The sequence below is a fragment of the Arthrobacter sp. B1805 genome (assembly GCF_002929745.1).
GTDB lineage: Bacteria > Actinomycetota > Actinomycetes > Actinomycetales > Micrococcaceae > Arthrobacter_D.
This window is the reverse complement of the sequence record NZ_PJIQ01000005.1, coordinates 264,174-288,209: the sequence shown is the minus strand read 5'-3', so window position 1 is coordinate 288,209 and position 24,036 is coordinate 264,174. Positions and strand designations below refer to the sequence as shown.

The 24,036-nt window shown below is 68.2% G+C and carries 21 protein-coding genes; 15 read left to right on the top strand and 6 right to left on the bottom strand.

Annotated elements, in window-relative coordinates; genetic code table 11:
• Positions 1-860: 860 nt before the first annotated feature.
• From CXQ96_RS18820 to CXQ96_RS08080, 10 genes are read left to right on the top strand one after another with little or no spacing between them, the layout of a single operon-like run.
• Positions 861-2,546 carry a hypothetical protein gene (locus tag CXQ96_RS18820; RefSeq protein WP_258058951.1) on the top strand — a complete coding sequence of 562 codons (1,686 nt, stop codon included), beginning with the start codon at positions 861-863 and terminating at the stop codon, positions 2,544-2,546.
• Positions 2,539-3,528, top strand: a complete 990-nt coding sequence (locus tag CXQ96_RS08120) for an HAD-IIA family hydrolase (RefSeq protein ID WP_181036398.1) — start codon at positions 2,539-2,541, stop codon at positions 3,526-3,528. Before CXQ96_RS18820 ends, CXQ96_RS08120 begins: the two co-directional genes overlap by 8 nt.
• 50 nt (positions 3,529-3,578) lie before the next feature.
• A complete protein-coding gene (locus CXQ96_RS08115) occupies positions 3,579-3,794 on the top strand; it encodes a hypothetical protein (protein ID WP_219816110.1) in 216 nt (71 codons plus the stop codon).
• Positions 3,781-4,632, top strand: coding sequence for a TlyA family RNA methyltransferase (locus CXQ96_RS08110; RefSeq protein WP_104117517.1), 852 nt, complete (start codon positions 3,781-3,783; stop codon positions 4,630-4,632). The genes CXQ96_RS08115 and CXQ96_RS08110 overlap by 14 nt, the downstream gene beginning before the upstream one ends.
• The gene (locus CXQ96_RS08105; protein WP_104117516.1) at positions 4,625-5,551 is read left to right on the top strand and encodes an NAD kinase; all 927 of its coding nucleotides are present in this window, start codon (positions 4,625-4,627) and stop codon (positions 5,549-5,551) included. Before CXQ96_RS08110 ends, CXQ96_RS08105 begins: the two co-directional genes overlap by 8 nt.
• Positions 5,548-7,275 (top strand): DNA repair protein RecN, encoded by a 1,728-nt coding sequence (recN, locus tag CXQ96_RS08100; protein ID WP_104117515.1) that lies wholly within the window; start codon positions 5,548-5,550, stop codon positions 7,273-7,275. The genes CXQ96_RS08105 and recN overlap by 4 nt, the downstream gene beginning before the upstream one ends.
• Positions 7,272-8,972 (top strand): CTP synthase, encoded by a 1,701-nt coding sequence (locus CXQ96_RS08095; protein ID WP_104117514.1) that lies wholly within the window; start codon positions 7,272-7,274, stop codon positions 8,970-8,972. The genes recN and CXQ96_RS08095 overlap by 4 nt, the downstream gene beginning before the upstream one ends.
• Before the next feature lie 8 nt (positions 8,973-8,980).
• The gene (locus tag CXQ96_RS08090) at positions 8,981-9,676 is read left to right on the top strand and encodes an NUDIX hydrolase (protein WP_104117554.1); all 696 of its coding nucleotides are present in this window, start codon (positions 8,981-8,983) and stop codon (positions 9,674-9,676) included.
• Positions 9,677-9,681: 5 nt separating this feature from the next.
• Complete coding sequence (gene xerD / locus CXQ96_RS08085) at positions 9,682-10,641, top strand: site-specific tyrosine recombinase XerD (RefSeq protein WP_258058948.1); 960 nt, start codon at positions 9,682-9,684, stop codon at positions 10,639-10,641.
• Between the two features lies 1 nt (position 10,642).
• Entirely contained in the window at positions 10,643-11,239 is a 597-nt protein-coding gene (locus CXQ96_RS08080; RefSeq protein ID WP_219816109.1) for an 8-oxo-dGTP diphosphatase, read from the top strand.
• A 42-nt stretch (positions 11,240-11,281) separates the two neighbouring features.
• On the opposite strand, the gene CXQ96_RS08075 is transcribed toward CXQ96_RS08080, so the two are convergent.
• The 6 genes from CXQ96_RS08075 to CXQ96_RS08050 all read right to left on the bottom strand — a co-directional run bounded on the left by CXQ96_RS08075 (position 11,282) and on the right by CXQ96_RS08050 (position 18,187).
• Entirely contained in the window at positions 11,282-12,424 is a 1,143-nt protein-coding gene (locus CXQ96_RS08075) for a bifunctional 2-methylcitrate synthase/citrate synthase (RefSeq protein WP_104117512.1), read from the bottom strand.
• A gap of 52 nt (positions 12,425-12,476) precedes the next feature.
• A complete protein-coding gene (prpB, locus tag CXQ96_RS08070; protein ID WP_104117511.1) occupies positions 12,477-13,406 on the bottom strand; it encodes a methylisocitrate lyase in 930 nt (309 codons plus the stop codon).
• Positions 13,407-13,415: 9 nt separating this feature from the next.
• A complete protein-coding gene (locus CXQ96_RS08065) occupies positions 13,416-14,936 on the bottom strand; it encodes an MmgE/PrpD family protein (RefSeq protein WP_104117510.1) in 1,521 nt (506 codons plus the stop codon).
• Positions 14,929-15,606 carry a GntR family transcriptional regulator gene (locus tag CXQ96_RS08060; RefSeq protein WP_104117509.1) on the bottom strand — a complete coding sequence of 226 codons (678 nt, stop codon included), beginning with the start codon at positions 15,604-15,606 and terminating at the stop codon, positions 14,929-14,931. Before CXQ96_RS08060 ends, CXQ96_RS08065 begins: the two co-directional genes overlap by 8 nt.
• Before the next feature lie 164 nt (positions 15,607-15,770).
• Positions 15,771-16,493 carry a response regulator gene (locus CXQ96_RS08055; RefSeq protein ID WP_104117508.1) on the bottom strand — a complete coding sequence of 241 codons (723 nt, stop codon included), beginning with the start codon at positions 16,491-16,493 and terminating at the stop codon, positions 15,771-15,773.
• Positions 16,490-18,187 carry a sensor histidine kinase gene (locus CXQ96_RS08050; RefSeq protein ID WP_104117507.1) on the bottom strand — a complete coding sequence of 566 codons (1,698 nt, stop codon included), beginning with the start codon at positions 18,185-18,187 and terminating at the stop codon, positions 16,490-16,492. The genes CXQ96_RS08055 and CXQ96_RS08050 overlap by 4 nt, the downstream gene beginning before the upstream one ends.
• 230 nt (positions 18,188-18,417) lie before the next feature.
• On the opposite strand from CXQ96_RS08050, the gene CXQ96_RS08045 reads away from it, so the two are divergent.
• The 5 genes from CXQ96_RS08045 to CXQ96_RS08025 all read left to right on the top strand — a co-directional run bounded on the left by CXQ96_RS08045 (position 18,418) and on the right by CXQ96_RS08025 (position 24,033).
• Positions 18,418-19,818, top strand: coding sequence for a cation:dicarboxylase symporter family transporter (locus CXQ96_RS08045; protein WP_104117506.1), 1,401 nt, complete (start codon positions 18,418-18,420; stop codon positions 19,816-19,818).
• 252 nt (positions 19,819-20,070) lie between these two features.
• Positions 20,071-20,958 (top strand): ParA family protein, encoded by an 888-nt coding sequence (locus tag CXQ96_RS08040; RefSeq protein ID WP_104117552.1) that lies wholly within the window; start codon positions 20,071-20,073, stop codon positions 20,956-20,958.
• A 209-nt stretch (positions 20,959-21,167) separates the two neighbouring features.
• Positions 21,168-22,067 (top strand): ScpA family protein, encoded by a 900-nt coding sequence (locus CXQ96_RS08035; RefSeq protein WP_258058959.1) that lies wholly within the window; start codon positions 21,168-21,170, stop codon positions 22,065-22,067.
• Positions 22,060-22,701: an SMC-Scp complex subunit ScpB gene (gene scpB, locus CXQ96_RS08030; protein WP_258058947.1), complete on the top strand. Its 642-nt coding sequence runs from the start codon at positions 22,060-22,062 to the stop codon at positions 22,699-22,701. Before CXQ96_RS08035 ends, scpB begins: the two co-directional genes overlap by 8 nt.
• 27 nt (positions 22,702-22,728) lie before the next feature.
• Positions 22,729-24,033 carry a pseudouridine synthase gene (locus tag CXQ96_RS08025; protein ID WP_104117505.1) on the top strand — a complete coding sequence of 435 codons (1,305 nt, stop codon included), beginning with the start codon at positions 22,729-22,731 and terminating at the stop codon, positions 24,031-24,033.
• Positions 24,034-24,036 lie beyond the last annotated feature (3 nt).

Below are 24,036 nucleotides of genomic sequence, written 5' to 3'. Positions count from 1 at the left end.
AGAGTGTGGGAGAGTAGGACACCGCCGGACAACCATTACAGTGAAGGCCCCACACCACCAGGTGCGGGGCCTTCACCCCTTTAACCACCCACCCCCCGGAGCGAGAGGCGCGCAACGCCTAGAGTTGCACGTCCGCGATCAGCCGGTTGTTGAACGGGCGGGCCCTGGTGGAGCTATCCATCACATTCCTCCTCATGCCGAGTGCGCGATGCTTCGGGCGACCGGGCTTCGTGGTTCCATAGATGGAGAGTACCCACAGCAAAATAGAGACCAGCCGGCGATGATGTGCCGGCACCTGACGAGAGGACCGCGCTGCCATGGCTGAGCAGGAGCACACCGCTGGACGAGACGGGGAGCCCCGCCGGGCGCAAAGCGCAGGCAGCGATCGTCAGGAAGGGTCCAGCCATAGCGGTCGTCGTCATTCCTGGGGTTCGAAGTCAGGGCGGCAGTCCGCTACGCCGGACTCCTCTGCTCTCCGGAGGGATTCTGAGGAGCGCGGTGATCGTGCCGACCGGTTCTCCGGCGTTGGTCGCACGGGCAGCCAGACCGGTGGCGAGCGTGGGACGTCCACCGAGGGGCGGCCCGGTGCTCGCTCGGAAGGGGCTTTCCGGGGGTCGAGCACCGGAGGGCGCCCCGCAAGCGGGCGCACCGCCCGTAGGGATGGGCAGTCCGATGTTCGCGGTGGGGGTCGTGACGAGGCACGTTCCGAGCAGGAGGGACGGAGCGGCGAGCGTGGGCGCTCGTCCTCCGCTCGCGGTGAACGGTTCGGTGACAAGCGAGATGGCGGTACTGGCCAGCGTCGGACTGGTCGATCAGGCCAGGACGGCGGCCGGCCGGCATCCGGGTCGACGGAACGGCCGGTGAGGGGCGGAGAGGGCAGCCGCGGTGCCCAGTTGCGGGGCTCCGCGTCTCGTGGAGGCTCGGCATCTGGTTCCGCTTCGGACAAACAGTCCAGGTTCCCCGGTCGAAACGCAACCGCCTCGGGCGGCGCCGATGGTGGCCGTGAGCGTCCTTGGCAGTCCCGCTCCGCATCCGTCGAGGGGCGATCGGGAAGTGAACGGCGTGCACCGGAGCGTGGTGGCTCCTTCCGTCGTCCCACGGAACGTCGGGACGGGGCATCCGGCGGTGACAGCAGGACGATTGATCGCGGATACGGAAGCCGCCGGGACGACACTGCGGCAGCAGCGGAGCGTCCGCACAATGCCCGCGACCTCCGGAGCGCGAATCGGCCGGACCGGGAGCGGTCCCCGGAGATCGACGAGGACGTCAAGGGTGACGAGCTCGACCGGGTCACGCGCGCGCAGGTCCGCAACCTGGAGGAGCGAAGCGCCGTATGGGTCGCGAAGCACCTCGTCATGGCGGGTCGGCTCATCGACCTCGATCCCGAGTTGGCGTTCCAGCATGCCCTCGCGGCAAGCCGTCGCGGGGGGCGCCTCGCGGCGGTCCGCGAAGCGGTGGGCCTGACCGCCTATGCAGCGGGCCACTACGGCGAAGCCTTGCGTGAGTTCCGGACTTTCCGAAGGATCAGTGGATCGAATGTGCACCTGCCGGTGATGGCGGATTGCGAGCGAGGGCTCGGCCGGCCAGACAGGGCGCTTGACCTGGCACGTAGCGAAGAAGCAGAGTCGCTGGACGCTGCAGGGAAAGCAGAGCTGGCAATGGTCGTCTCCGGTGCACGGGCCGATCTCGGGCAGCTTGACGCCGCCGTCGCCGCTCTCGAGATCCCACAACTGGACCTGCATCGAGCATTCACGTTCAGCCCGCGCTTGTTCCGTGCATACGCCGATGCGCTGGACGCCGTCGGGCGGTCGGACGAGTCGGACAAGTGGCGTCGTCAGGCTCTGGTAGCGGAGAAGGCGCTCGGGATCGACGACGATCTGGAGCCGGACATCATCGACCTCGGCGAGGACGAGGACCCAGCTCCGGTCCAGGTTCCCAAGGTCGCCGACCTCCTCGGCGCACAGGCGGCTCCCACCGCGAGTTCGTCCGCCGCTGCGGAATCGGGATCGAGCTCCGGGGTGAGCTCCGAGGCCGGATCAGGCTCGACGGCAGAGTCGAAGGAGGGTTCGGGGGACGTGCGCGAGGAATCCAAGCCTGGAGGCGCGGACGTAGACGCGGTGGATGCAGCGACGAAGCCTGTGGCCGACGCCGTCGTCCCCGGGCTCGAGGGTGACGCAGGCGCGCCTGATGTGACCACGTCCGAGAAGGCGCAGTCAGGCGCTGTGTCTGAAGGAGCGGTGTCTGAAGGAGCGGTGTCTGAAGGAGCGGTGTCTGAAGGAGCGGTGTCTGAAGGAGCGGTGTCTGAAGGAGCCGTGCCTGATGAAGCTGAGCCTGTCGCGGAGTCCTCGGCGCAGGTTGAGCCGCTCCAGACGGAGATGCTCTTCAGCATGAACGAGACCGGCGCGGCCGACATCGAGCCCGGGGATGCGGAGGCAGGGAGCGCCGAGGGCGCTGAGGACGCGAAGGACGAAGCAGCTCCGCCGGCTCCGAAGCGCACCCGGATCAGCAAGGCCAAGGCCAGCAAGGAAGAACCCGCCGATGACTGAGCGATTGATCGATCGTTTCGACGGAGTGCTCGCGGACCTCGACGGCGTTGTCTATGCCGGCCCGCGTGCCATCGACGGTGCAACCGCCGCCCTCGAGAAACTTGCAGGCGAGGGTAAGAGCCTGGCCTACGTGACGAACAACGCGTCGCGTTCCTCGGCGCAGGTCGCGGCCCACCTTCGCGAGCTCGGGGCGCCGGCCAGCGCGGCGCAGGTCTTCGGATCCGCACTGGCCGGGGCGGAGTTGCTCGCAGGACAGGTTGCCCCCGGTTCTTCGGTGCTCGTCGTCGGGAGTGAGACCCTCGCGGACGCCGTCAGGGCGCAGGGGCTCGTCGTCGTTCCCTCCGCGGACGAACGGCCGAACGCCGTCATCCAGGGATTCTCTCCTTCTCTCGGCTGGAAGGATCTCGCCGAGGCCGCCTACGCCGTCACCGCTGGTGCGGTCTGGGTAGCGACGAACACGGACATGTCGATTCCGCAGGAGCGCGGGATCGCTCCGGGGAACGGGACGCTCGTCGCGGCTGTCGCAGCAGCCACAGGCAAGTCGCCGCTGGTTGCCGGAAAGCCGGAAGCGGCGCTGTTCGAGACAGCGGCACGACACTCGGGTGTAACCCGTGCCCTGGTTGTCGGGGACCGCCTCGACACGGATATCCTCGGCGGCAACCGCGCGGGCATGGCGACGGCGCTCGTCCTCACGGGCGTCGACACGGTCCGCACGGCCCTGGTCGCCCGGGTCGACGAGCGGCCGGATTACCTCATCGGCTCACTGGCGGAGCTCTACGAGCGCTACCCGTCGGTGACGGCCGACGGCGGAACCTTCACCTGCGGTGCCGCGTATGCGCGGGCGTCCGGGTCGACGGTGACCATCAGCGGCCGCGAGGACTCCCTGGATAGCTGGCGTGCGGCCTGCGCCGCGTGGTGGGACGCGAACCCCGCCCCGGTGCAGGACAGCACGCCGGAGATCGTGTTCGAAACGGCTGGATAATCTGTGCAAGGACTCAGGGAGCGTCGGTCGATCAGGAAGGACAAACGGTGATGGACGAGTTGGAGGGCGAAGCGGCCGAGCCCGGAATGGGTGCGTCCTCGACGGGGGATGCCCGGATCGATTCCATCCTCGCGGTCCTCGACACTCTCGACACTCTTCCGGTTTCGGAACACGCCGGTGTGTACGCTGCCGTCCATGAACGCCTGAGCGGCGAACTGAACCCGGAGCAGAAGCTCCGACAGGCAGGAGCCCATGCCGCGTCTTGATCAGGAGCTCGTCGCCCGCGGGCTCGCACGGTCCCGCTCCCACGCTGCCCAGCTGATCGCGGCCGGGCGGGTCCGCCGGGAAGGGGCGGTGGCACGGAAAGCTTCCGCTCCGGTCACCCAGGAGGACAGGCTGGACATCGAGGATCGCGGCGAGGACTACGTGAGCCGCGCAGGAACGAAGCTCGACGGCGCCCTCCGTGCCTTTCCCCAGGTGGATCCCACCGACAAGCGGTGCCTCGACGCGGGCGCGTCGACCGGGGGCTTCACGGATGTACTGCTCAGGAGGGGGGCGAGGGAGGTCGCGGCCGTGGACGTCGGACACGGCCAGCTCGTGCAGCAGTTGCGCGAGGACCCGCGGGTACACGTCTTCGAGGGGATGAACGTGCGCCATCTCGAGGCCGCCGACATCGGCGGGCAGGTCGAGCTCACTGTCGCTGACTTGTCCTTCATCTCCCTGCGGCTGGTCATGGGTGCCCTCGCTTCGGTCACGCAGCCCGGCGGGAACCTGCTGCTGATGGTCAAACCCCAGTTCGAGGTCGGGCGGAGCGGCCTGAACCGGCTCGGCGTCGTCACGTCGCCCGAGGCCCGTCGGCGAGCCGTCGCCGGTGTGCTCCGCAGCGCGTTCGCGTGTGGACTGGACGTCGTCGGGCTTGCCCTGAGCGAGTTGCCGGGCCAGGACGGCAACCTGGAGTACTTCGTGTGGATAAGGGTGCCGAGGGCGGGATTGATGCCTAGGATCGAAGGGGAGCTGGACCGGTTGACGGATCAGGTACTCGACGAGGGCGCCCTCTTCCCTCCGCTACGCCGCCCAACCGACCAGACGGAGCTTGATGAGTAGAAGAATCTTGGTGCTCGCGCACACCGGCCGCAGGAACGCGATGATCGCGGCGCAGGAAGCGTGCACACGCCTCCATGACCTCGGGCTCCAGCCGGTCATGCGTCAGGAGGAGCTCGCTGACATCCAGGGGGAGTACGGGGCGCTCGCCGCGCCTGCCGAAGTGCTGGGTGACGGCGTCGGGTTCGGCGACGTCGAACTCGTCATGGTCCTCGGCGGCGACGGCACCATCCTGCGTGCGGCCGAGCTCGTGCGGGAGGCTGATATCCCCCTGCTCGGTGTCAACCTCGGGCACGTGGGATTCCTCGCGGAAAGCGAGCGTGCCGATCTCGAGGAGACCGTGCGCTGGGTCGCGGACCGCAGCTACACCGTCGAGGAGAGGACGACCATCGACGTCCTCGTCTGGCACGGGGGAGCGTTGCTCGGGCAGAGCTGGGCGCTCAACGAGGCCGCCGTCGAGAAGGCGAATCGTGAGCGCATGATCGAGGTGGTCATCGAAGTGGACGGCCGGCCCGTCAGTTCCTTCGGGTGCGACGGTGTGGTCCTCGCCACTCCGACAGGGTCGACGGCGTACGCGTTCTCGGCCAGCGGTCCTGTCGTCTGGCCCGAGGTGGAGGCGCTGCTCATGGTGCCCATCAGCGCCCACGCCCTGTTCGCGAAGCCCCTCGTCGTCGCACCCACCTCAGTGCTCGCCGTCGAACTCCTGACCCGCACCGACGCCTCGGGCGTGCTCTGGTGCGACGGACGCAGGAGCATCGACCTGCCACCCGGTGGGCGGGTCGAAGTCCGTCGCTCGGAGCACCCGGTGCGTCTGGCCCGCACGCACCAGACGCCGTTCTCGGAACGGCTCGTGCGGAAGTTCGAACTACCCATCCAGGGCTGGCGCGGGCCCGTGAAGCACCAGGACGGTCGGTCGCTGTGATCGAGGAGATGCGCATCCGTGACCTCGGGGTCATCACCGACGCCACGCTCAGCCTCGGCCCGGGACTGACGGTCGTCACCGGCGAGACCGGCGCGGGCAAGACCATGGTCATCACGGCACTAGGGCTCCTGCGCGGTGCGCGGTCGGATGCCGGAGCCGTCCGCCTCGATGCCAAATCGGCGTCCGCGGAGGCGGTTCTGCGCCTCGACCCGAAGAGTCCGGCGGCCATCAGGGCCGCGGAGGCGGGGGCGACCCTCGAGGAGTACGACGGCGTCGCCGAGCTGATCCTCGCACGCACCGTGACGAGCGAGGGCCGCAGCCGGGCCTATGTCGGGGGTCGCGCGGCTCCCGTGGGCGTCCTCGCCGAACTGGGTGACGAACTCGTCGTCGTGCACGGGCAATCGGACCAGCTGCGCCTCAAGGGCGCGCCCGCCCAGCGGCAGGCGCTCGACAAGTTCGGCGGCAAGGCCGTCGAGGAGGCCCTGAGGGCGTATGAGGACGCCTTTCGTCGATGGCGCGACGCGCTTGCGGAGCGCGACCGGCTGAGGAGCGAGGCCCGCGAGCGGCTACGCGAGGCCGAGGGCCTCGAGGCCGCGCTCACGGAGATCGGGGAGATCGACCCACAGCCGGGGGAGGATGCGGTACTCAAGGCGGAGTCGATGCGCCTGGGCAACCTGGAGGAGCTCCGCACGGCCGCCCTCGTCGCCCATCAGGCGCTCGTCTCCGAGGACATCGGTGCCAGTGCGGATGCCGTGTCGCTGGTCGACGAGGCGAAGCGACAGCTCGAGGCCGTGGCCGAGCACGACGCCGACCTCGGCACGCTCGCTGGACGCCTTGCGGAGGTCGGATACCTTCTGGCCGACATCTCGGCCGACCTGGCCGGTTACGGCGCAGCACTCGACGGAGAGGGCGCGGGCCGGCTCGAGGAGGTCGAGTCCCGACGCGCGACCCTGTCCGTCCTCGTGCGCAAGTACGCACCCTCCATCGATGAGGTGCTGGCCTGGCAGGAGGATGCCGTCAAGCGCCTGCTCGAGCTCAGCAGCGACTCGTCCAGGGTGGAGGAGCTCGACGGGGTCATCGAGGACCTGGACCGGCAGGTGCACGAACGGGCCGACGCGCTGTCCTCGCTGCGGCGTGCGGCGGCGGGAAACCTGGCGGAAAGAGTCAGCGACGAGCTCACCGCGCTCGCGATGCCGGACGCCCAGCTCCTGATCGAGGTCACGCCGGCGGAGTCGCTGACACTCCACGGCGCCGACGACATCGCCTTCAACCTGCAGCCGCACCCGGGCTCCGCGCCACGCGCGCTGGGCAAGGGAGCCTCCGGCGGTGAGCTCTCCCGAGTGATGCTCGCCATCGAGGTCGTGCTCGCGGCAGTCGATCCCGTACCCACCTTCGTCTTCGACGAAGTGGACGCCGGTGTCGGCGGCAAGGCCGCCGTCGAGATCGGCCGTCGGCTCGCCATGCTGGCCGAGCACGTCCAGGTCATCGTGGTGACCCATCTGCCGCAGGTCGCGGCTTTCGCTGCGCGGCACATCCGTGTCACCAAGAACGTGTCCAGGGACGGCGACGGAGGGGGAGTGACCGCCAGCGACGTCGAGGTCCTGCCTGATGACGAGCGCGTGCGCGAGCTGGCGAGGATGCTCGCGGGCCAGGAGGACTCCGCCTCGGCCCGCGCCCATGCCGAGGAACTCCTCGCCGATGCGGCCCGCACCCGCGCTCGGTGATAAGCTCGAATTCCGTGGCGCAGCAACTAAACTCCCGGTTCCTTAAATCCGCAACGACCAAGCACATCTTCGTGACTGGCGGCGTGGCCTCCTCACTCGGCAAGGGACTGACGGCATCCAGCCTGGGTCACCTCCTGAGGGCGCGCGGCCTCTCCGTGACGATGCAGAAGCTTGATCCCTACCTCAATGTCGATCCTGGCACCATGAACCCCTTCCAGCACGGTGAAGTATTCGTGACGGACGACGGCGCTGAGACCGACCTCGACATCGGCCACTACGAGCGGTTCCTCGATGAGAACCTCGACGGGTCCGCCAACGTGACCACGGGACAGGTCTATTCGACCGTCATCGCCAAGGAGCGCCGCGGCGAGTACCTCGGCGATACCGTCCAGGTCATCCCGCACATCACGGACGAGATCAAGCGGCGCATGCGTCTGCCGGCGGAGCCTTCGCCGGGCAAGAAAGCCCCCGACGTCATCATCACCGAGATCGGCGGAACGGTCGGTGACATCGAGTCGCAGCCCTTCCTCGAATCGGCTCGCCAGGTCCGCCAGGACGTCGGCAGGAACAACGTGTTCTTCCTGCACGTCTCGCTCGTTCCGTACATCGGCCCCTCGCAGGAACTGAAGACCAAGCCCACGCAACACTCCGTCGCGATGCTGCGCTCCATCGGTATCCAGCCGGACGCCATCGTGATCCGCTCCGACCGCGAGGTCCCGGCGTTGATGCGGGAGAAGATCGGTCGCATGTGCGACGTCGACATCGATGCCGTCGTCAATGCCGCCGATGCGCCGAGCATCTACGACATCCCCAAGACGCTGCACGCCCAGGGCCTCGACGCGTACATCGTCCAGGCGCTCGACCTCCGGTTCAAGGACGTCAACTGGACCAAATGGAACAAACTCCTGGAAGCCGTGCACAACCCGAAGCACCACCTCGAGGTGGCGCTGGTCGGCAAGTACATCGACCTGCCCGACGCTTACCTCTCCGTGACCGAGGCGCTGCGCGCGGGTGGATTCGCGAACAAGGCGAAAGTCACGATCAAGTGGGTGCCGTCGGACGAGTGCCAGACGCCCGAGGGGGCGAAGAAGGCACTCGACGGTGTCGACGCGGTGTGCATCCCGGGCGGCTTCGGTATCCGGGGCCTCGAGGGCAAGCTCGGAGCCCTCACCTATGCGCGCGAGAACAAGATCCCTACCCTCGGCCTCTGCCTCGGACTGCAGTGCATGGTCATCGAGTACGCACGGAACGTCGTCGGACTCGAGGGCGCTTCGTCGAGCGAGTTCGAGCCCGACACCGCCTACCCTGTGATCGCCACGATGGCTGAGCAACTCGAGATCGTCGCCGGCGAGGGCGACATGGGCGGCACGATGCGCCTCGGTCGCTGGGAAGCGAAGCTCCAGGAGGGCTCGGTCATCGCGGGGACGTACGGCAAGACCACCGTGTTCGAGCGCCACCGCCACCGCTACGAGGTGAACAACGAGTACCGTGAGCAGATTGCCGCGGCGGGACTCGTGTTCTCGGGTACGACGACGGACGGTAAGCTCGTCGAATTCGCCGAGCTGCCTAAGGACGTCCACCCCTATTACGTCTCGACGCAGGCACACCCCGAGCTGAGCTCGCGCCCGACCAGGCCGCATCCCCTGTTCGCGGGGCTCGTCAAGGCCGCCCTCGAGCGCCGCGGCGCGAAGGTCTGACGGTGGAGCTGTCCGGGCACGACACCTCCGCCCCCCACACCGCCGCCTTCGGTGATGAGCAGAGCCCACGACGGCTCCTCGGGACCACCACGGTCTACGAGGGTCGGGTGTGGGATGTCGTCAGCGAGCAGTTCGTCCTGACGGATGATGGCGAGGCCATCACTCGCGACTTCATCCAGCATCCGGGGGCCGTGGCGGTTCTGGTGCTGAACGACGACGGACAGGTCCTGTTGCTACGGCAGTACCGTCATCCGGTACGGATGGCGCTGTGGGAGATCCCGGCCGGCCTGCTCGACGAGGAGGGTGAGGACTTCGTCGATGCCGCTGCGCGCGAGCTCGCCGAGGAAGCGGACCTGACGGCACGCCACTGGCACGTCCTCGTGGATCTCTTCCTGTCTCCCGGTTCATCCTCGGAGGCACTGCGCGTGTACCTCGCGCGGGGAGTCGGTCAGGTTCCGGAGGCGGACCGGCACACGCGGACGCACGAGGAGGCGGAGATCGAGCTGAAGTGGGTGGACCTCGACGCCGCCGTGGACGCAGTGCTCGAAGGACGCATCCACAGTCCGTCGGCGGTCGCGGCGATCCTTGCCGCACGCGTGGCCCGCGAGAACGGGTTTGTGGACCTCCGTCCGGCCATGACACCGTGGCCCGAGCACCCCAGCCAGCATTCGTCCTGGCCGCACGGCGCCGTACTCGAGGACTGATCGTCTTGCCGGATCCGGCGCGCACGCAGGAGGACGGACCCCTGGCCGTCCTCCTGCGTGACTACCTGCAGCACATGTCCGTCGAACGGGGGCTGTCGGTGAACACGCTCGCGGCCTATCGGCGCGACCTGCGACGATACGGAGCATTCCTCGCGGCGCGCGGTGTGGAGGAACCCGCTCAGATCTCCCGCCATGACGTGTCGGCCTTCGCGCAGGCCGTCGTGTCGGGAGACGACGGCTCCTCTGCCCTGAGTCCCCGGTCCGCCGCACGAACTGTGGTGGCCGTCCGTGGTCTCCATCGCTTCTGGGCACTCGAGGGCCTCACGGAGGGCGACCCGGCCCGGGATGTGCATCCGCCCATGGCCGGCCGGCGCCTGCCGAAGGCGATCCCGGTTCCCGAGGTGGTGCGAATCCTCGAATCGGTGGACACCGCAACGCCGTCGGGACTGCGTGACCGTGCGCTGCTGGAGTTCCTCTACTCCACCGGAGCCAGGATCAGCGAAGCCGTCGGTCTCGACGTCGACGACATCGCAGGCGGTGATCCCGACGGTCCCGCTGTCGTCCGCCTCACCGGGAAGGGATCGAAGGAGCGGCTCGTCCCGGTGGGATCCTTCGCGGCGCGGGCTGTGGATGCGTACCTCGTGCAGGGCCGCCCGGCGCTCGCGTCGAAAGGCAAGGGCGGTCCGGCCCTCTTCCTCAACATGCGCGGGGGACGCCTCAGCCGACAGAGCGCGTGGACCATCCTGAAGACGGCGACGGAGCGGGCGGGTGTGGCGCGGGAGGTTTCTCCGCACACGCTCCGGCACTCCTTCGCGACGCACCTGCTCGAAGGCGGTGCCGACGTGCGGGTGGTGCAGGAACTGCTCGGGCATGCGTCCGTCACGACCACACAGGTCTACACGCTCGTCACGGCGGACACGCTGCGGGAAGTGTATGCGGCGGCTCACCCGAGGGCGCGTGCCTGACGTGTCCTTGGAGCCCGGCGCTTTCGAGCCTGCGCCCGAGCCGAATCCGGAGCCGAATCCGGAGCCGAATCCGGAGCGGCCGGGGGAGTGGATGACCATCGATGGCACCGCATACCGGTGCGTGGTCCTGTGCTTCCTTTTCAGCAGCAGGAAACGCGTCGACGAGGAGCCGGAGAGGAGCGTGCTCCTGGGGCTGAAGAGGACGGGTTTCGGAACCGGCAGGGTCGTAGCACTGGGCGGGAAGATCGACGGACGGGAGTCAGCGGTCGAAGCAGCAGTGCGCGAGGTCGCGGAGGAGAGCGGGATCGAACTCGCTCCGGACGCACTGCACCACGCCGGCCGTATCAGCTGGTCCTTCCCTGATCAGCCGACCTGGAACATGACGGCGTTCCTCTTCACGGCCGACGCGGGTTCCGCGGATCCCACGGCGAGCGAGGAGATCGAACCGCGCTGGTACGGTGTCGGGTCGATCCCCTGGGATGCCATGTGGAGGGACGCCCCCTACTGGATACCGACGCTGCTGGACGGTCGACCAGTCGACGCGCACATCGTGATGGAGCGGGACAACGAGGGTGTCGCGAGCGCCGTCCTGCGCTGACGGCACGGGGCGACACGACGAGGCACGGCAGCCGCTTCGGCCTCAGTCGCCGACGTGCCGTTCGTCCGGACCGTTGTAGAGGCTGAGCGGCCTGATGAGCGAGTTCGACGCCACCTGCTCCATGATGTGCGCCGTCCAGCCTGTGATCCGCGCGGCGATGAACAGCGGTGTGAACATCTCCGTATCGAATCCCATGAGGTGGTAGGTAGGACCGGCAGGGTAGTCGAGGTTCGGCTTGATGCCCTTCGCCTCGTCCATGGCGGTCTCCAGCCCTGAGTACAGGCCGAGAATCTCGCTGCGCCCGTAGTACTCGATCATGGCGTCGAGTGCGGACTTCATGGTCGGCACACGGGAGTCGCCGTTCTTGTAGACACGGTGGCCGAATCCCATGACTTTCTTCTTCGACGCGAGTGCGTCCTCCATCCACGCCTTCGCACGGGCGGCAGCCTCCTCGGAGGTCTCGTCCTCACGGATTCCGATTTCCTCGAAGGTGTGCATCACGGCCTCGTTCGCACCGCCGTGCAGGGCGCCCTTGAGCGCCCCGATCGCGCCGGTGACGGCGGAGTGCAGGTCGGAGAGGGTCGATGTGATGACCCTCGCGGTGAAGGTCGACGCGTTGAACGAGTGCTCGGCGTACAGGACCATCGAGATGTCGAAGGCCCGGACCACCTCGACCGGTGCCTCCTCGCCGAAGGTCATCCACAGGAAGTTGGCCGAGTAGCCGAGATCGTCCCGGGGCTCCACGAGCGCCTGGCCGCGGCGTCGTCGCTGGTCATAGGCGACGACGGCGGGGAACGTGGCGAACAGCGTTGCGGCCTTCTCCATGTTCGCCTCGACCGAGTTGTCCCCCGCGAGAGGGTGGCTCGCACCGAGCACGGAGACGGCGGTACGGGCGACGTCCATGGGATGCGCGGTCACGGGGAGCAGGTCGATCGCGGCTACCACGTGCCCGGGAAGCGCACGGTGCGCGCGCTCGAAGGCATCGAAGCCGCGGCGCTGGGAGTCATCGGGCAACTCTCCGTTCCACAGCAGGTAGGCGACGTCCTCGACGTCGCGGTGCCCGGCCAGCTCCTGCACGGGGTACCCCCGGTAGAGCAGTGAGTTGGTGGCGGGATTGACCTTCGAGATGGCGGTGTAGTCCACCACGACTCCCGCCAGGCCCTTGTGGATCGCTGGTTCTGTCACGGCTGTTCCTCCTGGAGGATCGTCCTGCGGATGGGGTCCGAGCGCGGGGAACCTAGCGGTCACCCCCGTGGTCGCGCCGACGGCCGCCGGGCACCTCGAAGTCGAAGACGGAGGAGTCGAAGCGGTTGTACCCCTCGTAGTCCACCAACTCGTACAACCGGCTGCGCGTCTGCATCTCTCCCACGGCCGGTTCCTGCGTCCCGTGGGCCCTGATCGAGTCCAGCGTACGCTCGGCGGCGCCCATCGCGCTGCGCAGGAGGGTGACCGGATAGATCACCAGGGTGACTCCCACCGCCTCGAGCTGGTCCACCGTGAAGAGCTCGCTCTTGCCGAATTCGGTCATGTTGGCGAGGATCGGCACGTCGACGGCGTCCCGAATGGCTCGGAACTCGTCCAGGCTCCGCATCGCCTCGGGGAAGATCGCGTCCGCACCCGCGTCGACCAGGGCGCGGGACCGCTCCTGCGCCGCTTCGAGCGAGTCGGTACCCCGGATGTCGGTGCGGGCCATGATGAGGAAGTTCGGATCACGGCGGGCATCGGCAGCCGCGCGTATCCGCTTCGCCGCGGTATCGAGGTCGACGACGTTCTTGCCGTCGAGGTGGCCACAGCGCTTCGGATTGAACTGGTCCTCGATGTGGCACCCGGCCAGCCCGGCGTTCTCGAGTTCCTGCACGCTGCGGGCGACGTTCATGGGCTCGCCGAACCCGGTGTCGGCGTCGACGATGCACGGCAGGTCCGTCATACGGGCGATCTGTCCGGCACGGTGTGCCACCTCCGTCAGGGTCGTCAGGCCGATGTCCGGCAGACCGAGGTCCGCCGCGATCACCGCACCGGAGATGTACACGCCGTCAAAACCCTTGTCACCGATGAGTCGGGCGGACAGGGGATTGAAGGCGCCCGGGAACTGCTGGATGCGCCCGGCTGCGAGCCCGTCCCTAAGGTCGCGGCGCTTCTGTTCGGGAGTGACGCTCGAATACAGCACGGCGCGCCCCTACAGGAGTCCCTGCGGCGCGGCGGCCGCATCGATGACGCCGGGGCGGGCAACGATGTTCAGTTGTCCGAGCGAGCCCGCGGGCAGGTCCGGCAATCGCTCGACGGCACCGAGGAAGCGGTCGAGCTCGGCGTCGTCGACCACACCCTTCGCCAGCATCCGCAGCTTGGCCACGTAGTCGGCCCGGGCGAACGGTCGCGCGCCGAGCGGATGGGCATCCGCGACGGCTATCTCGTCGGTGATGACGGAGCCGTCCGCGAGGGTGATCTCGACCCTGCCGCCGAACGCCTTCTCCGCGATATCGAGGGAGTGGTAGCGGCGCGTCCACTCCGGGTCCTCGACGGTGGTCACCTTCCGCCAGAGCGCGACGGTGTCCGGGCGGGCCGCCCGCGCCGGGGCATACGAGTCCTCGTGGTGCCAGCGGCCGTCCTGGAGAGCCACCGTGAAGATGTAGGGGATCGAGTGGTCGAGGGTTTCGCGCGAAGCTGTCGGATCGTACTTCTGGGGATCGTTCGCGCCCGACCCGATGACGAAGTGCGTGTGGTGGGAGGTGTGGATGACGATGGACGCGACGTCGTCCGGGTTCGTGGCCTCGGGGTGCGCGCTGTTGAGCCGGCGCGCGAGGTCGATCCACGCCTGCGCCTGGTACTCGGCCGAGTGCTCCTTCGTGTAGGTGTCGAGGATGGCTCGCTTGGGCTCGCCCTTCGCCGGCAAGGGCACGTGGTAGGTGGCCTCGGGGCCGTCGAGGAGCCAGGCGATGACTCCGTCCTCGCCCTCGTAGATGGGTGTGGGTGAGGTTTGTCCGCGCATCGCCCGATCGACCGCTTCCACGGCCATCTTCCCCGCGAAAGCGGGGGCGTGGGCCTTCCAGGTCGAGATCTCGCCCTTGCGGGACTGCCGGGTCGCCGTCGTCGTGTGCAGGGCCTGCCCGACGGCGTGGAAGATGACGTTCTGGTCCAGACCGAGCAGGGTACCGATGCCGGCGGCGGCGGACGGGCCGAGGTGGGCAACATGGTCGATCTTGTGCTTGTGCAGGCAGATGGCCTTGACGAGATCCACCTGGACCTCGTAGCCCGTCGCGATGGCCCGCACGAGGTCCCTGCCGGACGCGCCGGTGTGCTGTGCAGCAGCGAGGATCGGAGGGATGTTGTCGCCGGGGTGGGAGTAGTCCGTGGCGAGGAACGTGTCGTGGTAGTCGAGCTCACGAACAGCGACCCCGTTCGCCCAGGCTGCCCATTCCGCCGAGACGAGGGAATCGACGCCGATCACCGAGGCACCTGCACCGTGCGCGGAGACCGGGTGGCTCAGGGCCTGGGCCCGGGCAGCGACGACGGGTGCCCGGTTGAGCGAGGCGATGGCCACCGACGCGTTGTCGATGATGCGGTTGACGACCATGTCGATGACGTCGGCCGGTACCTCGACGGGATCGCTGGCGACCTCCGCGATCTTCCAGGCGAGCTGGCCGGTCCTCGGCAGGTTCTCCTCGCTCCGGTGCACGCGGACGGGATGGTGTTCAACCATGGTGTTCCTCTCGATGGTTCGGCGGCGGGCGGTGCCCGTCGTGGGGGGCGAGCAGATGCTGCAGGCTGTTGAGCAGGTGTACCCGCATGGCGGCTTCGGCGAGCTCGGTGTTCGACGCAGCCAGGGCGAGGGCGATCTGCTCATGCTCCCGGGCGGAGGCGAGAAGGCGGTCCTGGTCGTTCCGGGCGAGCCTCCGGACGCGCGCCAGATGAGTGCGGATCGGTTTCTGTGCCTGAAGGAGGTACGCGTTGCGGGCGGCGTCGTCGATCTCCTGGTCAAGTCGAGCGACGAGCGCGTAGTACGCGTCCTGTCCACCGTCGTCGCCCTCGATGAGGCGGCCGGCGGCAGCGAATTCCTCGGCGAGGGCGGTGAAGGCACTCTCGTTCCCGCGCACGGCCGCGAGCCGGACCGCTGCGCATTCGAGTGGAAGTCGCACGTGGAACAGGTCGGTGACCGCTTCGAGCGAGATCGGCGAGACGACCACCCCGCGCCCCGCGTGGGGAGCGGCAAGTCCTTCGGCCATCAGTCGTGACAGCGCCTCGCGCAGGGGGGTCCGCGACACGCCGAGCCGGGCCGACTGTTCGACCTCGCCCAGCAGCTCGCCGGGCGCCAGGCGCCACTCGACGATGTCGGAGCGGAGGAGGAAGTACGCGCGGTCGCTGGCTCGCATGCCTTTCCCTCCCGGTCCCCGTCGACGACTGTGCCGGTCGGCACTGATCACGAAGATCAGTGTATACAGAGGATGGGTGGTGGCCAGCGGAACAGCGCTCTTTCCTCGCCGAAGGCGGGTCACCCTGGCCCGAGTGTATACAAGTGAGCACTGAACGGCGCCCGCTACTGGTTCTCGGAGCTCCGCGCCCAGCTGTATTCGAACTCGGGCCGCCCCCTGGTGCCGTACCGCGGGGTGCGCAGGGCCGACTGCTGGTCGGCGAGGTACTCGAGGTAGCGCCGGGCTGTGACGCGGGACATCGCCAGCGCTTCGGACACCTCGACGGCGGATGTCGGTGCCTGGAGCTCCTTCAGCAAGCGCGAGACCGCCCGCAGGGTCTCGGCCGACAGGCCCTTGGGCAGCGCGGGAGCCGTGAGGGGACGGAGGGACGCGAACGCCTGGTCCACTTCGGCCTGGGTGGTGGCGGACGCCTGCCCGACCATGTTCCGTCGGAACTCCTCGTACGCGCCCAGCTTCTCCCTGAACGCGGAGTAGGTGAACGGTTTGATCAGGTACTGCACGATGCCCGACGAAATGGCCGAGCGCACCACGTGCAGGTCCCTGACGGCGGTGATGGCGATGATGTCGAGTGGCAGGCCGAGCCCGCGCACACGGCGGATGATGTCCAGTCCATGCGCATCCGGCAGGTTCATGTCGAGCAGCATGAGGTCGACAGCCGGTTCGGACCTTCCCGTCGCTCCACCCCCGAGGTTTAGGAATGCCGCGAGCTCGGCACCGCTGCGGGCGACTCCGGCGAGCTCGAAGCCGTCCAGCCGTCGGACGTATTCGGCGTGCGCGTCGGCGGCCACCGGGTCGTCCTCGACGACGAGGACACGGATGGCGCTCACGTCCTGCTCCCGAGTCCTGTGCTGACGGCAGGGGGCGCAGCGCTGCCGTCGACCGCCCCGGTCGTTCCGCGACCGCTCGAGTAGGGGAGCCGGACGGTGAACCGGGCTCCTCCGTGGTCCGCGTCCGTCACCTCCAGGGTGCCGGCGAAGCGTTGCACGGCTTGGCGGACGAGGGCCAGGCCGATGCCGCGGCCGCCGCCTGGTATGTCGCCGGACCCCTTCGTGCTGTAGCCGAACTCGAACACCTTCGCCTTCTCCGAATCGGGCAGGCCGTTCCCGCTGTCCTCGACGACGATCTCCAGTTCGGGCGGCGTGTTCCCGCTCGCCACCCGGCGCACACCGAGGAGCACGCGCGGTTCCTCCGACCCGGCAGCTTCATCGAAGGCGTTGTCCAGGAGGTTCCCGATGATCGTCACGAGGTCCACCGGGTTCAGCGAGCCTGCCTGCGCGTCGGCTGCGATGTCCGGGACGAGCTCGATGCCGCGCTCGTTCGCCTGCGCGGCCTTGCCGAGCAACAGCGCGGAGATGAACGGCTCGTCGATGGCCTGCACCACCTCGTCCGTCAGCCGCTGCGACTGCTGCAGATCCCGCGTCGCGAAGTCGAGGGCGTCGGCGTTCCGCCCGAGTTCGACCAACGAGACGATGGTGTGCAGGCGATTGGCGTGTTCATGGGTCTGCGAGCGCAGCGCGTCCGTCAGGGTTCGCATCGTCTCGACCTGGCCGGTGAGCGCCTCGATCTCGGTGTGGTCCCGCAGGGTCGTCACCGTGCCGAGCGCCCCCTGCGCGTGGTTGCCCCGCCCAGCGGGAGCGGGCGGGACCGCGGGCTCCTGGTTGACCACCAGCACCCGGTCGTCGGTGAGGTGCACTTCGTCCCGCGCGCGTCGTCCCGACGACAGGAGGTCACGCAGGGAAGGCGGAACGGCAAGGCGCGACGCCGCAACGGGCTCCTGCGAGCCGTCGAGTCCGAGGAGGCGGGCCGCCTGGTCGTTGTAGAGGACGAGCCGCCCCGCCGCGTCGGTCAGGAGAAGCCCCTCGCGGACGGAGTGGAGGACCGAGTCGTAGAACACGAAGGTGCGGGCGAGCTCCGCTGGTCCCATGCCGAGGGTCGCGACGCGCAGGCGCCTGCTGAGCAGGAAGGAGACGAGGGCTCCCAACGCCAGGGCGCCCAGGGCGATGAAGGCCACGAGGGGAAGTTGTGCGTTGCGCGCGATGGCGGCGCGATCGACGGTGATGCCGGCGGCGACCATCGCCCGCACGGTTCCGCTGTCGTCGACGATCGGCACGATCGAGCGGATCGACGGACCGAGCGTCCCGGCATAGGTCTCCGTCTGGGTCCGGCCCGCGAGGGCTTCGGACACCGATCCGAGGTAGGGCTTGCCGATCTGCGCCGGGTTGCGGTGCGTGTACCGCGTCCGGTCCGTGGCCATGATGGTGATGAAGTCCACACCCAGGCTGTCCATGACCTCGACGGCGTAGGGCTGCAGTGCCGCGGAGGGGGCGGGACCCTCGACCGCTTCGAGTACGGCCGGTTCGAGGGCGATGGCCGTGGCGACCGCGACCATGCGCTCTGCAGCCGCGTCGTTCACGCCCCGCGCCGCGTCGACGTACAGGATCACGGACAGGGACGTCGACAGGACGAGGATGAACACGAGTTGGGCCAGGAAGAACTGCCGGGCGAGGCTCCATCGACTCACGCCGTGATCCTGCTCCTTCCGGGTTCCGTCGGCCCTGTGCGACTGCCGGTACGTCCGTCGCGCCGGGCCACGACCAGTATGAACTCAATCGTGAGCCCGGTCACTCCCGGTGCCATGATGAGGGGGAAACACTCAACAGTACGCTTCCTGGACCGACCCCCGCGGACGAAGAACGACCTTCCCCGCCGGCGCCTCCGGGCGGCTGGACATCAAGGGAGAACAGCATGGCTATGGCGCCATCGCGGTCCGACAGCGGACCAGCGCAACCCCGCAAGCGGGTCGACAAGACCCACTTCCTCTACATCGCGGTCATCGCCGCCGTGGTCCTCGGGGCGATCCTCGGCCTCGCAGCACCCGAGTTCGCCAAGTCCCTCAAGCCGCTCGGAACCGGCTTCATCAACCTCATCAAGATGATGATCGCCCCGATCATCTTCTGCACCATCGTGCTCGGTATCGGCTCCATCGCGAAAGCCGCGACGGTCGGCAAGGTGGGTGGTCTCGCACTCGGCTACTTCATGCTCATGTCGACCTTCGCGCTCGCGATCGGCCTCGTGGTCGGCAACCTCATCCAGCCGGGTGAAGGACTCGACATCTCGTCGTCGACGTACACGGTCCCGGAGGCCGCAGAAGGCGGCGACGGCGGAACCATCGGCTTCCTGCTCGGCATCATCCCCACGACCCTCCTGTCGGCGCTGACCGGTCCCAGCATCCTGCAGACACTGTTCGTGGCACTGCTCGTCGGCTTCGCGCTGCAGAAGATGGGATCGGCCGGGAAGCCCGTCCTGCGCGGCATCGGCCACATCCAGGCACTCGTCTTCCGCATCCTGGTCATGATCATGTGGCTCGCCCCCATCGGCGCCTTCGGTGCCATAGCCGCAGTGGTCGGAGAGACCGGCGTGCAGGCGATCGTCAGCATGGCCACCCTGATGATCGCGTTCTACATCACCTGCATCCTCTTCATCGTCGTCATCCTCGGCGGACTGCTGAAGCTCGTGACGGGCGTCAACATCCTGAAGCTGATGAAGTACCTCGGCCGTGAGTACCTGCTCATCTTCAGCACCTCCTCGTCCGAGGCCGCCCTGCCCCGGCTGATCGCCAAGATGGAGCACCTGGGCATCTCCAAGCCTGTCGTCGGCGTGACCGTCCCCACGGGGTACTCCTTCAACCTGGACGGCACGGCGATCTACCTGACGATGGCCGCCCTGTTCGTCGCGGAAGCTCTCGGCAAGCCGCTGGCACTCGGCGAGCAGATCTCCCTCCTGATCTTCATGATCATCGCGTCCAAGGGTGCGGCAGGCGTCACGGGAGCAGGCCTCGCGACCCTCGCCGGCGGGCTGCAGTCGCACCGCCCCGACCTGGTCGACGGCGTCGGCCTCATCGTCGGCATCGACCGCTTCATGTCGGAGGCGCGGGCCCTGACGAACTTCACCGGCAACGCCGTCGCCACGGTCCTCGTCGGTACCTGGACCAAGGAGATCGACCGTGCGCGTGTCGACGAGGTCCTCGAGGGACGCCTTCCCTTCGACGAGACCACGATGAGCACGGATCACCGGTTCGAGAACAACGACGACGTCGAGGAAGGATCGGCCGTCACCACGGACGCTGCCGTGCGGGGAACGTCAGCTCGCTGACACCTCTGCGGCGGGGCCAGGCGCCCTACGACGAACGACGGCGACGACCCGGGAAGATCCCGGTCGTCGCCGTCGTCGTTCCCGCCATCCTGCCCAACATTCGACCTCAAGTTGAGGATCAAGGCTCGCGTCCCGGCGGAGCAGGCCTCCACGACCGGCGCCGCAGGCGTTGTACCGTGGGACTAGAAGAATGCCGCTCGGATCCGAGGACCGGCGGCCTGCACCGATACTGATGGAAGCGTGGAGAAATACGTGAGTAGCGAACAGGGTTCCACCACTCTGCCCAGCGCAGCGGACGCGGAACTGGGCCCGACAGGCCGCCCTGTGACCGAGTTCCCCGAGCCCCGGGTCCTCGACTCGCACGGGCCGGCACGCGTCATCGCGATGGTGAACCAGAAGGGCGGCGTCGGCAAGACGACGTCGACCATCAACCTGGGCGCGGCGCTCGCAGAGGCCGGACGCAAGGTGCTCCTGGTGGACTTCGACCCGCAGGGTGCGCTCTCCGCCGGCCTCGGCACCAACCCGCACGAACTCGACGTCACCGTCTACAACGTCCTCATGGACCGCAAGGTGACCATCCACGATGCCATCCAGCACACGGCGATCGAGAACATTGACCTCCTTCCGGCGAACATCGACCTGTCCGCGGCAGAGGTCCAGCTGGTCAACGAGGTGGCGCGCGAGCAGGTGCTCGACAGGGCTCTGCGCAAGGTGTCCGACGACTACGACGTCATCCTCATCGACTGCCAGCCGTCGCTGGGACTGTTGACGGTCAATGCCCTCACAGCAGCGCACGGCGTGATCATCCCGCTCATCTGCGAATTCTTCGCCCTGCGAGCGGTGGCACTGCTCGTCGAGACCATCGAGAAGGTGCAGGACCGCCTGAACCCGCGCCTGCAGATCGACGGCGTGCTGGCGACGATGTACGACGCGCGGACGCTGCACAGCCGCGAGGTCATCGCACGGCTCGTGGAGGCGTTCGGGGACAAGGTCTTCGAGACGGTGATCAAGCGCACGATCAAGTTCGCTGACGCGACCGTCGCCGCCGAGCCGATCACGTCCTACGCCGCGAACCACTCGGGAGCGGACGCCTACCGCAGGCTCGCCAAGGAACTGATCAGCAGGGGCGGAGCTCCCTAGTGCCCGGGCACGTACGGTTCGCCCGGGAGCACTAGGTGGTGCCCGTGCCGGCCACGCACCAGGGTCGGCAGGCCCACGCGTCGCGTGCTGCCACATCCCGCAGAGCTGCGGCGGGCCGGAGCGCGAGCGACCGGGTCGCTGAAGGTCCCGGCCGCGTCGGGAACGACGGCGACCGCGGGCACAGCACCACCGGCCCGAGGGTCTTCGAGGTGCAGCTGACCAACTTCAGCGGCCCCTTCGACCTGTTACTGAACCTCATCTCCCGGCGTGAACTGGACATCACCGAGATCGCCCTGGCGCAGGTGACGGACGAGTTCATCGGGCACATCCGCCGTATCCAGGCTGCCGAGGGGGAATGGAAGCTCGATGAAGCGAGCGAGTTCCTCGTCGTCGCGGCAACCCTCCTCGATCTGAAGGCAGCCCGGCTTCTTCCCGCCGGCAGCGTCGAGGACGAGGAGGACATCGCACTGCTCGAGGCACGTGACCTCCTGTTCGCCAGGCTCCTGCAGTACAAGGCGTTCAAGGAGATGGCCCGGCACCTGGCGGGGCGGCTCGAGGAAGAGGACGCCCGGCATCCTCGTATGGTGCCCCTGGAGCCGGAGTTCACCCGACTCCTGCCGGAGCTGATCTGGAGACATTCTCCGGAGGAGTTCGCGGCACTCGCCGCGAAGGTGCTCGCCCCGCGCCGGGAGGAACCGAGCGAGGTCAGTATCGAGCACCTGCACTCCCCGCCGGTCAGCCTGCGGGACCAAGCGGTGGTGCTGCAGGTTCTCCTGCGGGAGAGGGGGCCGCTGTCCTTCCGGCAGCTCACCGAGGACGCAGGCACGCGAATGGTCCTGGTGGTGCGCTTCCTCGCATTGCTGGAGTTGTTCCGGGATGGCGCAATCACCTTCGAGCAGGGTGCGCCGCTGTCCGAACTGCTGGTGACCTGGAGTGCGCAGGACTATCGATGGTCCGCAGATCGACTCGCCGGCGACTTCGAGGACGACGGCAGCCAGGGGCCCGCCGGGCTGGAGCACGGCGGTGGAACGGGTGGCGCTCCCGAGGGCGGCCATGAGATCGACACCGCGGGGTCAGAAGCGCAGGAGAAGGGAGCACGGGTTGGCTGAGGACGCCGAAGCCGTCGTGGACGGCGACGGGATACCCGTCGAACAGCGTCCGGGCGGATTGCGCGGGGCGATCGAAGCGATCCTGATGGTGGCGGAGCGGCCCGTGACGGACGAACAGCTGGCAGCGGTCCTGGAGCGGCCGACGGCGCGGGTCCACGAGGTGCTGGTGGAACTGCAGCGCGAGTACGACGGCTATACTGGATTCGGCCCCCAGAGCACCGAACCACCCTCGGCGCGCGGTTTCGAACTGCGAAATATCGCTGGCGGGTGGCGTATCTTCTCCCGGAAGCACTTCGCTTCCGTCGTTGCCGCCTTCGTGCTCGATGGCCAATCTGCCCGGCTTTCGCAAGCTGCACTCGAGACTTTGGCGGTCATCGCATACCGTCAGCCCGTGTCCCGTGCCCGGGTTTCTGCAATTCGGGGCGTCAACGTCGATTCCGTGGTCCGTACGCTGCTGCAGCGTGGGCTGGTTGTCGAGACGGAGACCGATCCGGAGACCGGCGCGGTCCTCTATGGGACCACTACCGTCTTTCTGGAAAGATTGGGACTGGGCAGCGTCGACGAATTGCCCCGGATAGCTCCCCATCTGCCGGGCCTCGAGAGCCTTGGGGAGTATGACGAAACGACGTATTGAGCACGACCAACGAGAAGGACTTTGTACATGACACAGCCGCCAGGATCCGGTTCCGGACGCAATACGCCCCGCCGCGGCGGGTCGGCCGGACGCCCATCCGACGCTGCGCGCTCCCGTGGGAAGTCCTCGCCCCGCGGTGCCTCACAGGGCAGGCCGAGCGAGGGGCGTCCGTTCCAGGAGCGTGGTGAGCGTGGTGCCGGTCGCCCGAGTGAGGGGCGTCCGTTCCAGGATCGTGGTGAGCGTGGCCGGCCGGCTGCGGGACGCTCGTCGGAAGGCCGCTCGGCCGGTTCCGATCGGCGCGAATCGGCCGACGGCCGTGCTCGCTCGGCCGCAGGCCGTCCCTCTGCCGGCACTCCGTCGAGCCGTTTCGGCGCCAAGGCCGGAGGACGCGCGGGAGGCAGACCGGGCCGTCCCGGGACCGGAACCGGTACGGGCGCCAGAACCGGTACGCGGTCGTTCGGGCAGGACGGCGGCGGACGCCAGAAGCCGGCCGGGGCACAGGCTTTCGGGCGGGAGCGCTTCGGGCAGAACCTCGGACCGGTACGCGCGGCGCAGCCGAAGCGTGCCAGCCGCCCCGCTGACGAGATCGACGTGCACAACCCGGAGGGCGTACGCCTCCAGAAGGTGATGGCGCTCGCCGGCGTCGCGTCCCGCCGCGTGTGCGAGGAGATGATCCTCGACGGTCGCGTCGAGGTGGACGGCACCGTGGTGACCGAACTCGGTGTCCGTGTCGACCCCGAACAGGTGGCCATCCACGTCGACGGGATCCGACTCCAGCTCAATGAGCACCTCAAGTACTACGTCTTCAACAAGCCGCGCGGCGTCGTCTCCACCATGGAGGATCCCGAGGGCCGCCCCTGTATCAGCGACTTCCTGAAGAACAAGAACAAGAACGAGCGGCTCTTCCACGTCGGCAGGCTCGATGCCGAGACCGAGGGGCTGCTCCTGCTCACGAACGACGGCGAGCTCACCAACCGCCTGACGCATCCGTCCTACGAAGTCCCGAAGACCTACCTCGTGCAGGTCCGCGGACCCATGGCGCAGGGTATCGGTGCACAGATGAAGGAAGGGATCGAGCTCGAGGACGGCGTGGCGAAGGTGGATTCCTTCAGGCTGGTCGACTCGACGCCGGGCCACATCCTGGTCGAGGTCATCCTGCACTCAGGGCGAAACCGCGTGGTCCGCAGGCTGTTCGACGCCGTGGGCCACCCCGTCGAGCGACTCGTGCGCACGCAGCTCGGACCCATCCGCGTCGGCGACCAGCGCCAGGGCAGCATCCGCGTGCTCGGACGCCAGGAGGTCGGGCACCTGCTGGCGTCGGTGGGCCTCTAGCCG

Coding starts and splice junctions, on each gene's coding strand:
- CXQ96_RS08115 (WP_219816110.1), top strand. CDS start 3,579: ATGGACGAGTTGGAGGGCGAAGCGGCCGAGCCCGGAATGGGTGCGTCC.
- CXQ96_RS08110 (WP_104117517.1), top strand. CDS start 3,781: ATGCCGCGTCTTGATCAGGAGCTCGTCGCCCGCGGGCTCGCACGGTCC.
- CXQ96_RS08025 (WP_104117505.1), top strand. CDS start 22,729: ATGACACAGCCGCCAGGATCCGGTTCCGGACGCAATACGCCCCGCCGC.
- CXQ96_RS08105 (WP_104117516.1), top strand. CDS start 4,625: ATGAGTAGAAGAATCTTGGTGCTCGCGCACACCGGCCGCAGGAACGCG.
- CXQ96_RS08045 (WP_104117506.1), top strand. CDS start 18,418: ATGGCGCCATCGCGGTCCGACAGCGGACCAGCGCAACCCCGCAAGCGG.
- CXQ96_RS08120 (WP_181036398.1), top strand. CDS start 2,539: ATGACTGAGCGATTGATCGATCGTTTCGACGGAGTGCTCGCGGACCTC.
- CXQ96_RS08065 (WP_104117510.1), bottom strand. CDS start 14,936: ATGGTTGAACACCATCCCGTCCGCGTGCACCGGAGCGAGGAGAACCTG.
- CXQ96_RS08060 (WP_104117509.1), bottom strand. CDS start 15,606: ATGCGAGCCAGCGACCGCGCGTACTTCCTCCTCCGCTCCGACATCGTC.